Source organism: Sulfitobacter noctilucae (assembly GCF_000622365.1).
Lineage (GTDB): Bacteria > Pseudomonadota > Alphaproteobacteria > Rhodobacterales > Rhodobacteraceae > Sulfitobacter > Sulfitobacter noctilucae.
On sequence record NZ_JASC01000004.1, the window covers coordinates 183,404 to 195,728 of the forward strand.

General features: G+C 56.9%; 10 protein-coding genes and 1 pseudogene. 5 read left to right on the top strand and 6 right to left on the bottom strand.

What is annotated here, in order from left to right; genetic code table 11:
• Positions 1 to 3: 3 nt before the first annotated feature.
• The 6 genes from Z945_RS0105110 to Z945_RS0105135 are packed head-to-tail and all read right to left on the bottom strand — an operon-like array spanning position 4 to position 6,053.
• Positions 4 to 492: an MgtC/SapB family protein gene (locus Z945_RS0105110; protein WP_025051038.1), complete on the bottom strand. Its 489-nt coding sequence runs from the start codon at positions 490 to 492 to the stop codon at positions 4 to 6.
• Complete coding sequence (locus Z945_RS0105115; RefSeq protein WP_025051039.1) at positions 492 to 746, bottom strand: hypothetical protein; 255 nt, start codon at positions 744 to 746, stop codon at positions 492 to 494. The genes Z945_RS0105110 and Z945_RS0105115 overlap by 1 nt, the downstream gene beginning before the upstream one ends.
• Positions 743 to 1,876, bottom strand: coding sequence for a glycosyltransferase family 4 protein (locus Z945_RS0105120; protein ID WP_025051040.1), 1,134 nt, complete (start codon positions 1,874 to 1,876; stop codon positions 743 to 745). Before Z945_RS0105120 ends, Z945_RS0105115 begins: the two co-directional genes overlap by 4 nt.
• A 4-nt stretch (positions 1,877 to 1,880) precedes the next feature.
• The gene (locus tag Z945_RS0105125) at positions 1,881 to 2,855 is read right to left on the bottom strand and encodes a glycosyltransferase family 2 protein (protein WP_025051041.1); all 975 of its coding nucleotides are present in this window, start codon (positions 2,853 to 2,855) and stop codon (positions 1,881 to 1,883) included.
• Positions 2,848 to 4,005, bottom strand: a complete 1,158-nt coding sequence (locus Z945_RS0105130) for a glycosyltransferase (RefSeq protein ID WP_037970589.1) — start codon at positions 4,003 to 4,005, stop codon at positions 2,848 to 2,850. The genes Z945_RS0105125 and Z945_RS0105130 overlap by 8 nt, the downstream gene beginning before the upstream one ends.
• Before the next feature lie 2 nt (positions 4,006 to 4,007).
• A complete protein-coding gene (locus Z945_RS0105135; RefSeq protein ID WP_025051043.1) occupies positions 4,008 to 6,053 on the bottom strand; it encodes an HAD-IIB family hydrolase in 2,046 nt (681 codons plus the stop codon).
• 295 nt (positions 6,054 to 6,348) lie between these two features.
• Between Z945_RS0105135 and Z945_RS0105140 the strand changes: the two genes are divergently transcribed.
• The 5 genes and pseudogenes from Z945_RS0105140 to Z945_RS20815 all read left to right on the top strand — a co-directional run.
• Positions 6,349 to 7,143 carry a sulfotransferase family protein gene (locus tag Z945_RS0105140; protein ID WP_025051044.1) on the top strand — a complete coding sequence of 265 codons (795 nt, stop codon included), beginning with the start codon at positions 6,349 to 6,351 and terminating at the stop codon, positions 7,141 to 7,143.
• 269 nt (positions 7,144 to 7,412) lie between these two features.
• A complete protein-coding gene (gene sbnA, locus Z945_RS0105145) occupies positions 7,413 to 8,456 on the top strand; it encodes a 2,3-diaminopropionate biosynthesis protein SbnA (RefSeq protein ID WP_025051045.1) in 1,044 nt (347 codons plus the stop codon).
• Positions 8,453 to 10,000 (top strand): FAD/NAD(P)-binding protein, encoded by a 1,548-nt coding sequence (locus Z945_RS0105150; protein WP_081780952.1) that lies wholly within the window; start codon positions 8,453 to 8,455, stop codon positions 9,998 to 10,000. Before sbnA ends, Z945_RS0105150 begins: the two co-directional genes overlap by 4 nt.
• A complete protein-coding gene (locus Z945_RS0105155; RefSeq protein ID WP_025051047.1) occupies positions 10,000 to 11,427 on the top strand; it encodes a Y4yA family PLP-dependent enzyme in 1,428 nt (475 codons plus the stop codon). The genes Z945_RS0105150 and Z945_RS0105155 overlap by 1 nt, the downstream gene beginning before the upstream one ends.
• A gap of 236 nt (positions 11,428 to 11,663) precedes the next feature.
• A pseudogene (locus tag Z945_RS20815) lies at positions 11,664 to 12,325 on the top strand (IS3 family transposase); the annotation flags it as partial.

Sequence of the window (12,325 nt, forward strand, 5' to 3'; positions counted from 1 at the left end):
CGCTCAGTCGTCGTCATAGGTCCCTGCCCGCTGTTCAAGTTTGCGGATCAGGGTGATGATGATCAGCGCCAAAAGGACCGTCATACCGGCAATGGACCATTCCCCCAAACCACAGGCCACTCCGATGGCGGCGGCGACCCACATACTGGCACCAGTCGTCAGACCACGCACCTTGCCTTGGGAAAACACGATCAATCCCGCCGCCAAGAAGGCGACGCCACCCGTGACCGCTTCGATAATGCGCAAGGGATCCATTCTCACGGTCTCACCGAAGTCGCCCACCCGGGATAGTAGTGCAAGTGTCAGCAGGCAGTAGACACAGGCGGCCAGACCAATCAACATATGCGTCCTCAGGCCTGCTGGACGCTGCAAGGATTCACGCTCAAGCCCGATGAGGCCGCAGAACACCACGGTCGCCAATGTGCGGGCTACCACGACAGCGAGAGGCAGACTGGGATCCAAGGTAAACTCTGTCAGCAAGTCATCCCACATCAGAGAATAGCCTGCTCACGATTCGACAAATTACCTTGGCTGCACTCGTACATCTTTATCCTCTTTTCCAATGACATCACCCCGGCTTTCGCAAAATCTCCACCCTGCAAGTCGCAGAGGGATTGTTGCATCAATACGCTTGCTTGGCCACCGATGGGCCTTTGAGCTTCGCAATGTGGCGCCATTCGCTCTTCCAACACCATGTCTGACGCTGCTGCCAGATCGTCGCCCAGCAAAAATAGCCGTATGATCATGCCACAGACCGCGACGCGAGGCTCTCAAAAGGCGGCAGCTGGAGTGGTTCGAAAGGCGGGGGCTCGAACCCTTCCCCGGTGCCGTCGATGGCCCGGGCATAAAGCGCCTCATATGCTGACAGCATCTGATCCAATGTGAACAACTGCTCTGCACGTTGCCGCGCCTTGTTCCTTGAAATTTTGAGCACACTCTTCAATGCCCTCGCCAAATCACCGGCATCCGCTGTTGCGTATTCTGCAACATCACCGGCAACCTCGCGAATTGCGCCATTCTCGATTGCAGCAATCGGAAGGCCGCATGCCATAGCCTCGATCGCGGCCAGGCCAAAAGGTTCATCCCAAAGAGGGGTGAACAGTAAAACAGAAGAGCGGGCAATTTCGCGGGCCAGATCCGCCCCTTTCAACAAGCCGCCGTATTGTACGTCAGCGCTCAATAGGGGCGCAATCTCTTCATCAAAATAGGTTTGGTTCTCGATAGTGCCGTAGAACCTGAGCGGAATCCCGGCCAAACGTGCGGCCTGCACGGCCAGGTGCGTTCCCTTGGTCGGCGTAATGCGCCCCATCCAGACGGCGGTTCCGTCTCCTTCCGGGCAGAATGGCCAGGCATCCAGATCAATGCCGTTGGGAACAACCCGAGCAAACGGTGCGTCGGCAGTATCAAACCAAGCCGATAACTGCCGTTTGGAGCAGGTTGTAAAGAGCGACCAGGGGGTTCCACCATCGGCTACGGCACGCTTGAGGACCTTGAACGGTGGCACATGCAAAGATGTAACCATGGGGATGCGGTCGCGGGTGGCAAAACGCGGCGGAAACCGATGCAGAGAGTTGTTATGTACGACATCGAAACCGCCCGCGATGATGCGCGGTAGCAACCGCTCGAAAGCTTGATCTAGATAATCCGTCAACTCCTGTGTGCCGTGCCATTTGTGCCAAGGATACACGCGGTCATAATGCGTCTGAATGACGGGTTCGACCTTTCCTCCCCAATCGCTGTCTCCCGCGGCAAAGAGGGTGACATCATGCCCCCTCGCCCGCAATCCGCGGCACAAATGCCAGCAGTGTGCTTCCATCCCCCCCATGAACGGAGGCGCAATTGGGAAGCGGATATGCCCGATGACCGCAATCTTCATTGCTTCATTCCGCCGCTATCATTGACACAAGGTCGTCCCCGGCCCGAGCCGCGGCGCGTCGTTCTTCCTCGGTATTGAAATCACGCAAAAGCTTGTCCATCACCCGCCGGGAATTGGCGTAAGGCATATCACCAGTCTGACGACACAAGGCAAAATCTGCGTCATTTGGTTTGCGCAGAATTTTCAGGCCCTCGTTTGTGTTTTCGATCAGCCCCATCAGCCGGAACGCATGCAACCAATGTCCCATTGTCCGGTGGCCCCAGCGGGTGGCGAAATATTCAGCGTTCCGAACGACAGCTTCAACATGATGGATCGGCGGCATGCAATGGTCGTGATACTGATGGTAGACCTTAGCCCCTTTCATCCACCAGATGTCGATCCCGCGTGCATCCAGCACACGGCCAAAATCTGTGTCCTCGCCGCCATACCCGAAATAGCCTTCGTCGAAACCGCCGCTTCGATCCCAATCGGTGCGGTGCATGGCAAAGCTCAACGACCAGAAACAGCGATAGTCCTCACAGCGACGAAGACCTTCCGCGGGAGGGCCTTGCCGGTCGGAATGTCTGACACCCACCACTTCGAATTCATCAAAGTTCAGCCCATCTTCTACGGCTCCCTGAGGAAGGTAGGCGACCTCTCCCATCACCAGCCCGCGCTTTTCATATATAACGCCAGCCAGATCGGCGACCAACTCGGGATGCGGAATACAATCCACATCGACAAAGGCCAGTATATCACCGCTTGCTTTCGCAGCAGCAGCATTCCGCGCGGCGGCCAGAGCAAGCTCTCCGTCCGGGCGGGTGACTTGAACCTGATGGATCGGGAAATCTGTCTCGGGCAAATTGTCGTACGGATCGTCTTGCATTGCAGCGATCACCAATTCGCGCGGGGGGACAGTTTGCTGCGTCAGTCCTAGAATGACATTGTGCAGATGCGCCTCACGGCCGTGGGCGATGGTCAAAACGGATACGTTACGCATGGTGAACCTCTTTGATGAATGTAGATTTGTCTGACCGGTCCCACAGCCGGTCGGCCAAGGTAAGCAGCCAATCGGCCGTGAGAGATGCCGCGTCGGCGCTTCCTGCCAAAGCGCGTTGCCGCGCAGGATCGTGTTGCTGATACGCCTGATCAATTGCCAATCGCCACGCGTGCGAAGAACCAGGCATATGGGGTAAATGCAGCGCAGCGCCCGCGCGGCCCAGCGCACCGGCCTTTTCGACCTGTTCGTCAAAATATCGCCATTCCGGCACAACGATCCAAGGTTTCGCGGCCGTAAGCACTTGGGCGCAGGTGGTGTTACCTGTTGACGAAATCACCAGATCCGCAGCCGCAATATAATCTGGCGCGTTATCAACCCAACCACGGTGGCACAGGTTCGGCGGGAGGGTCGCATGCCAATCACGCTGCACCTCTCCGATGGTGATCCAATCCATCTCCGGATAGCTCCGTGCGGCAACGCCCAGCGCCGCTTCAGATATTCCATTGCCCCCACCACCACAGACAATAAGTGCCATAGGACGCTTACTCAGCTTAAGCTTTTTCCGCGCGTCCTGAGTGGTGGGCATCGAGACATTCACGCCAAGTCCCGGCGCGAAGTGGGTCCTGTCATTCCAAGTGTGCCAATCCTTTTGCGCCAAATCGGCATGAAACGGCGCGAGCAGGCCCGCAGAACCGTCATATGCAGCTTGGTGACCCGGATCGCTGCGGTCGCCATGTTGCAAGATCTTTACATGAGGGACCGAACACAGACGCGCTAGCTGTGCGACTTCGGCAGAGACATCGACAATCATTAATTCCGGCGCTTCTGCGGCGAAGAAGGATACCATCGACGACATCGCCATCCGAATACCGGACCAGCCGACCGGCGCGCAATGCGTCGTATCGGGCGTAGGTAGCAACGCCGCGCCTTCTGGCTCATCTCCTTGGGGTTCAAACAACGAGGGCAGCTTTTGCACAGTCACGTTCTTGCGCAGTTGTGGGAAAATATCGTCACGCGCGCAAAAAATGCGCACCGGGCGCTCCATCGGCAGTGCGTTGACGACAGCGGCGCAACGTTCGGCATGGCCCCGCCCCTGATGATGCACAAAATATCCAAATGGACGAATTGGCTGATCTGGAAAATCCCTCATAATTATTCGCCCGCAATCAGCATCGGATGAGGTGTACGGTAGTTTTGCATACCATCAAGCACCCCCGCCGCGTGCTGATGCGGCGACCGGTAGCACGATATCAGACCGTCCAGTTCTTGCAGCGCGTTGGCTGGCAGGACGGCGCGTTCAAACCACGACAGCATGTCGAGATCGTTCCCACTGTCGCCGGCTACAATCACCTGATCCTCTGAAAGGCCACGGCGTATTGCTTCAAAACGGATAGCGGCCGCCTTACCTGCCGAAGCGGGGATGATATCGATGAACCTGCCGTGCGAAGGAATGATGCGCGCCTGGACGTCAACCCCGTCCAAACGGGCAGAGAGAGCCGGGACGTCTTCGGCTTTTCCAAACAGGCTGACCTTCCAGCGCCTTTGCTCATAAACCGGCTGGAACGCCACATCGAGGCTATCCAAGGCTGCCCGGACCGCCTGCCCATCCCAACCCTGCGCGATACTTTCTGCGTAGTCTCTGCAAAGATCAAAACCATGGCCCGTTTGGCGCCAAATCTCCGTGCCTGTGGAGCTGATGATTGTATCGGGTATCGGCAGGTCCCACTCCGCCAGCACGCGCTGCGCCTCGACCACCGAGCGGCCAGTGGCGACCGTAAAGGCAAGTCTTCCGTTTTCCTGCGACAGCCATCGGGCGAAAACGCGGGCGCTTTTGCGGCAACCCGTCAAGGTGTTGTCGATATCAGAAGCCAAGAGATGATCGGGTGAGGAATCACGTACTACCGCGGGCCGTTGCAATTTCGTCACCGAATTTATCAATTTTTGAGTGTGGATGGCCCATGTGTCCCAATCGTAGATCTGTCGGGCGATATTGCGTGCTCTGCGAGCCGCGAACTCACGCGCGGGTGCGGTCAGAATTTCCCGCAGACCGCGGCCAATGTCCGCGGCATCACAGGGGTCAACCAACGCACCGAACCCCAGTTCGGGGATAATGTCGGATGGACCGCCTGATTGCGTCCCAACCAAAGGCACGCCAGCTTGAGCCGCTTCGATCAGGGTCAGGCCGAAAGGTTCGTGGAAAGCTGGATTGCAAAACACCCCACCTTCGGCCGCGAGCGCGTATAGGTCGCCTATATCCCGTGCAGTGTGTTGCCGTGGCAGCGCCACTTTGCCCCACAGATCATGACGGTCAATCCCGTCGAACAAGCCGGCAATTACTTCATCCCGCTCATTGCTCTTTTGCCTCAACCCATCACGCAGTCCCGCAACAATCACCAGATTTGCACGTTCCTGCAGAACCGTATCGGCGGCATAGGCGTCGATGAGCCGGCGCAGGTTCTTTTTCCGGATGGGTCGTGCGATGGCGAGGATGATGGGTTTGTCTGTATCCCGCAAAAAGCCGCTTAGCATCTCGCGCGCGCAGCTCGGATCACCTGTTTTCGGCACCGAAACGCCGGGCGCGATCCGTTGACCTCGACCCTCGGCATCCGGCGCAAGTTTCGGAATCTGTCGTTCCAACTCATCCCGAGATGACGCGATAATCGCATCGGCTTTCTTTAGTGCTAGGGTCTCCCGCGCAATTCGCGCCTTCAATGCGTCTGTGGGTTCCTCCCCCGGGGCAAGCTTTTCCGAGCCCAATGAATGCGCGGTATAAAGCACCGGAATTCCGAACTTCTGTCGCGCCGCCAATGCCAGTTCCGCCGCATCGGCGAAATGGGCATGGATCACATCCGGCCGCGCATCACCCAACTTCTCAAGCATCTCTAGCAAGGCAATCCGCAAGGATGGCAGCTCTCCAACGAGGTCATCCTTTTCCAGATACTCAGTCCGATTAGACGACAGGCGGACCACCTGACACTTGGGTGCAATCTCTTCCTCGCATTCAGCAAATATTGGGCCCAGCTCTGGCGCGTCGAAAAGCCGGGTGACGATCGTCACGTTCTCAATTTCGGGAAGCTTCGCTTGGGCCAGTGCAGCACCAAGGACATAGGCAATATGGCCACCAGTATCATCCGTTATGCCGTACTTAACGGGCGGGGCGGATAGACATCCGCCCAGCGAAATATGCATGATGCGCATACCAGCCTCCAACGATTTTGCTTTTTCAGGGCCGCGAATGCGAGCCGTACGGTGATAACTGAAAAGTTACTTTTTGGTTCCCAACTTATCTCGGCGTGCTGATCTGCAGTGTGTTCTGCTGCAGGTAGAGAGATGAGTTTTCTTGGAAGGCGACCCAGTTTCCGCCTGCAAGCGTCGACTGACCGTCCCCGAGATGTCCGCGTAGATGTGGCCATCGGTTTGGTCACCCGAAACGTTCAAGCCTTGCCGGCCGTGGCTGTCACCCTACTTGACCGGTCCAAGACAAAGGGGCCTTATGACATCACATCGCTATGTTTTCGTTGGCGGGCTGCACCGCTCTGGCACCAGTCTAGTGGCGCGGTTGATTGGTGAACTGCCTGGTGTCAGCGCCATAAATCAAGCGCCCGTGCCCGAGAATGAAGGCGTCTATCTGCAAGGCGCCATCCCACACACCGCACAGCACGGTATACCGATGCATTTCGCGACCGATCCCGCGCAGCATCATATCGAAGGATCACATTTTGACAGCCTAGAGACACAGACAAGATTGGACCGCAGCTGGGCACCGTATTTTAAAGAAGCACCTTGGCGGGTGGAGAAGTCGCCGGTCAATTTGACCCGGATGCGGCTGTATCAGCAGCTTTTTCCTCTTTCACAATTCGTTGTTGTTATCCGCCATCCAGAGGCCGTTGCCGCCGCTACGTCGAAATGGGTCGCTATGGATCACGGAGCGATGATGGATCATTGGCTGGACGCCCATGACATCGTCTGGCGCGATCTCGATTATCTGCATGCCGTAATCACTGTGCGTTATGAGGATCTGGTCGCCAACCCCGAGGCAACTCTTGCGAGATTGGCGGCATTTCTGGATGTTGATCCTGTTGCCACACCCTCCGATATTCGCGATGGCAATCAAGAGTATGTGGATACAACCGCGCTTTCAGTCTCTCAAGCAAAGCGCGCATCGGTATGGGGATATGGCGCGGGGTTGCGTGTGCAAACCTTCCGAGATGTGGCCCGCCACCCCCTGCGGCGCATCACCGAAAAAATCGAAGCTGCTTCACGGCATCAGATAGGACGTTCCGCATAATAGATGCTTCGTGTCGGCCCCTGCCGCAAAGTAAATGGAGGTACCTTTGTTTTCCGCAGGCATTTCAACGCAGGACAGTGCGGAACTTTGACCGCCGCACGAAGTTATGCTGTGATGGCAGGCTGTTTGCCACCGCTTTCGCCCTCAGACACGCGTCCATGGCCAGCAAGTAGTTTCGACATGTTCGCAAGAGAACAAGCAAAGCGACTGCCGGTGCCGCGTACCTGCGCCGATAAATAGAATATATTAACTTTCGAGAGGCTACGCTCATGAACGTTCGTACTCAGGTCACAAACCGCCCTCAGGCAATCGCCGCGACGCGGATCGCCGACAATGTGCTCGATCTTGTTGGTCAAACGCCAATGGTACGTCTGCCGCGCTATCTTGATCGCGCAGATGTTAACCTGATCGCGAAGGTCGAGGCGTTGAATCCCGGAGGCAGTGCAAAAGACCGGCCCGCACGCCACATGATCGAAAGCGCATTGAAGGATGGACGGCTCAAGGCTGGCGATACGGTGGTGGAATCTTCCTCCGGCAATATGGGGATTGGCCTGGCGCAAGTTTGTGGCGTTCATGGCCTCAAATTTATTTGTGTTGTCGATCCCAATGCGCAATCGCAAAACGTCGCGATTATCCGCGCCTTGGGTGGGGTAATCGAACTGGTAAATCACGCACCCGACGGCGACTTTCTGGCGGCGCGTCTGGACCGGGTTGCGGCTCTGTTGCAGGAAGACTCCGATCGCTTTTGGCCCAATCAATATGCCAACCTCGACAATCCCGAATCGCACGAGTTAGGCACCATCGCGGAAATCGACACGACACTTGGCGGTCGGATTGATGTTTTATTCGTCGCCTGCTCCAGTACCGGGACGGCGCGGGGGTGTCGTGACTATTTGCGCCGGATGGGACGCAAGACTAAGGTTGTTGCAGTGGATGCCATGGGCAGCACGTTGTTCAACGGCACCGCCGGTCCGCGCAAAATCTCTGGCATGGGTGCCGGTCGGATTCCCGCGCTTGCCAAGGGGCAGGAGTTCGACGACCTCGTGCGCGTCTCCGACATTACCTGTGTTGCCGGTTGCCGTCGTGCTGTTGCGCGGGAAGGCCTGCTGGTCGGCGGGTCAGGCGGGGGTGTCCTTGAAGCGGTGCGGGGTATGCAGGACGAATTGGCGGGTCAGACCGTCGCGGCGATCATCCACGATTCCGGATCGCGCTACTTGGGCACTGTCTTTGACCCCGAGTGGGTAGAGAGAGAATTGGGGGTTTGCGAGGCTGATGTGATCGCCATGGCAGGATTGGCCCCCGAAAATTCATGAGCGACATAAAAATTGCCATCGTCGGATGCGGCCCCAAAGGGCTTTATGCACTTGATAGTCTGTGCGAGGCCGCCCGGCATGACTCCGAGCTCCGTTTTACCATACACATATTCGAACCCTCGGTACACCTTGGCGCGGGGCCTATTTATGACCCCCGTCAGCCGGAAATATTACTAATGAACTTTCCTGCCGGTTTGATCAACGCTTGGACCGATGGGCGCGGTCCCTCTTTCTTAGAGTGGACAAAGAATGGATCAAACCCCGCAGATGCAGCAGACTACGTCCCGCGTGCCCGTGTGGGCAAGTATCTCTTTTGGAGTCTTGAGCGCGTTGTTACCGAAGCTCCATCAAATGTGACGCTGGTCCACCATCGCTCACGAGTTGATACCGTCAAACGCATAGCAGGCCGTTGGGCAATATCGCCGGAGAATGTCACCGTAGACCATGTCCTTGTGACTACCGGGCACCAAGACGGGTTTCGCCAAAGCGCGACCACCACCCGCCATGAGATCCCCTCCCCCTTCCCCATCAATCAGCGCCTAACACTGACCGCCGTCCCCCCCAACGCTACAGTGCGCTGCAGAGGCTTCGCACTTACCTTTATCGACACAATGCTCGCATTGAGCGAAGGGCGCGGCGGTGTCTTTACACCTCTTGATACCGGCTACAGCTATACCCCCTCGGGCAGGGAACCACAGCGCATCATCCCGTTTAGCCGCAGTGGTCGCCCGATGAGAGCCAAGGTTGAAGCAGCACTGTTCACTCAGCCGCAACCCGACGCATTTTGGGACGACCGACGGTCCGAGCTGTCGCATATCTTGCAGGCACCAGATACGACCTTCACGCACCATATCTGGCCCGCGTTTTTGTCATTCTCCGACCGGGTTCTTGACAGCGATCCAAGGACCAGTTCGGAGGTCTTTGATCGCCGTTCGCAAACCACCTTCACGCCCGAAGATATCCGCCAGGATTTGCGCATTGGCTACGACATTGCCACTGGGCAACGCGCGCCAGACAGTGTCTGGGCCCTGGCCGAGGTCTGGCGTCATTGCTATCCGCAGCTGGTCAACTGGGTCAGTTACCGTGAAATGGATGCTGACGATGCGCACCACTTCCGCCAAATCGCGGCAGAAATGGAGCGTCTTGCCTTTGGCCCGCCCGCGCAGAACATCGGCAAACTGATAGCATTGGAGCAGACTGGCCTTGTCAGCCTAGATCATATGTCAGGCGATACCACGGCGGATGTAACAATCAATGCGACGATCCCTGCTGCGGGGAGCGCAGAACTCGGCGCGCCCCTTGACGGACTGTTGCGCGAAGGTCTCCTCGATATTGGCGCATTGGGTGGCATCAGGGTCGATAAGAACGCGCAGGCGCTTACGCCAATCGGCAACGCGCACGGGCTTTGCGTCATCGGACGTGCGACTGAAGGCTGCGTGCTTGGCAATGACACTCTCTCACCCAGCCTGCATAATATTCCCGAAAACTGGGCCGCATCGATCTTGCGCACCGCCCGCCAAGTTACCGTATTGGAACATTCCTAATGACGACCCCTCAATCGATCTTCAGCCCGTGCCACGGTGTTGTGCCGCTGCGTCCCCGTATGGAAAGCTGGATGGCAGAACTGATGCAAAACCGCCCCCGCCTTGATGCCCTGATCGACCAATTTGGCGCGCCGCTGAACATTCAGTCCCTTGATCCGTTTCGCCGCAATATTTCACAGCTTACCGATTGTGTGGCTGACTATGATCTGCCTTTCTTGCCAATGTTTGCGCGTAAGGCGAACAAATGTCTCAGCTATGTTCAGGCCGCGCGTGATTTAGGTATCGGCATTGATACGGCTAGTCACAACGAAGTTGAGCAGTGCCTTGCCCAAGGGGTGCCGGGCAACCGGATCGTCTGCACTGCTGCGGTCAAAGACCGTGCATTGATGGCCCTGTGTGTAAACGGTGGCGTGACCGTGATCCTTGATAATGAAGATGAGCTGGAGCTGCTTGAAGACGTCGCCATCGGGCCCGCCAAGCCGGTATCTGTCGGGTTGCGTCTCAATGGGTTTGAGCGTGACGGCACCAAGCTTTACTCGCGTTTCGGTTTCCCACTCACAGAAGTACCCGCCCTCGCCGACCGAATTTCGAATTCGGAACATCTACGTCTCGACGGGCTGCACTTCCATCTTAACGGTTATAGCCCCGAGGATCGCATCGTCGCTATTCTACAAACCCTCCCCCTCATTCGCAAAATCAACGATGACAGCACCGTGCCCTTTTTTCTCGACATCGGCGGCGGCATCCCCATGAATTACCTCGACGATGCGGCCGAATGGGACGCATGGGAAGCCGAATTGGACCGGGCGCTTGCTGGTGACCGCGCCCCCATTACCCAGCATAATGACGGGCTGGGACGCAAATCGGAGGGCGCTGGCAAAGTCGACAGCTATCCGGTCGCCCAATCGCTGGTGAAGGAAGATTGGATGCGGTGCATCCTTGATCACGTGGCTGACGGTCAAACCGTGGCGGCGCATCTAAGGGATGCCCATATCTCTCTGCGCTGCGAACCCGGTCGGTCATTGCTCGACGGCTGCGGCATAACCCTTGCCCGCGTCGCTTTTTGCAAACGTGACAGTGCAGGTTCCCCCGTAATCGGTGTGCAGATGAACCGCACTCAATCCCGATCCGGCTTTGCCGAGTTCGCGCTTGATCCGCTGATGGTTCCCGCCGCCGGTCCGCGCAAAGAGGCTATCGAAGGCTATCTGGCCGGCACCTATTGCACCGAGAGCGAATGGCTTACGCGCCGCAAAATGTCTTTCCCGGAAGGCGTCAAAGTCGGCGATTTGATGGTTTTTCCCAATACCGCTGGGTATCTGATGCATTTCCTGGAAAGCCGTTCGCACCAATTTCCGCTGGCGCAAAACGTATTCGTCATCGAAGGGGACACAGAGTACGTTGATTTGGATGGTATCGACGCCCGCTAGCAATTCAGCCGCTTCGCAGGACGTCGATTGGTTCAAGATGGCGGTCAACGTTGAAGAATTTTTTAGAGCACGATAAAAGCTTCATGGTGCAGTTGCAGAGAGATAGTTTGAACTCTCTGTTTGACGTCCTTCTCGAATGGGAAACCCATCTCGCACAACATGATCTAAGTGATCTGAGGTGCCCCTAGATTTGTAGACGGTTTGCCTGGTAATTTTGGAACCAAGGAGAGACGGATATGAACAAGGGAATACGGTTTACGGACGAGTTCAAACAGGACGCTGTGGCACAGGTTGTTGAGCGTGGATATGCGGTCAGCGAAGTTGCTGAGCGCCTAGGGATCAGCACCAAATCGCTGTACACTTGGAAGGCACAATTTGCGAAGTCGCCCCGTGTCCGATCTGAAGTTGCAGAACAGGCTGCTGAGATAAAAAAAGGCTGAAGCGCGAACTGGCGCGAGTGACCGAGGAACGTACCATTCTAAAAAAGGCGACCGCGTACTTCGCGCGAGAATCTCAGTGAGGTACGCGTTTATCGAGGCTCACCGCGCAGAGTTTTCTGTGCGGTCCATGTGCCGCGTGCTGATGGTTCATTTCAGCGGGTTCTATGCATGGCTTAAAGAACCGTTAAGCCAGCGTGCCCTTGAGGATGCACGTCAGACGGTGCTGATCCAGCAGGCACGGGCCGATAGCGGTAAGGTCTATGGATATCGCAAATTGGCGGACGACCTGCGCGATGCTGGCGAGACCTGTTCAGAGAACCGTGTGGCACGTTTGGCCAGCTTGGCAGGCATTGCAGCGCAGATCGGATACAAACGTCGACCTGGGCGATATGGTGGCAAGCCATCGGTTGTCGCGGATAACACGCTGGATCGGCAGTTCGAAGTTGATGCCCCTGACC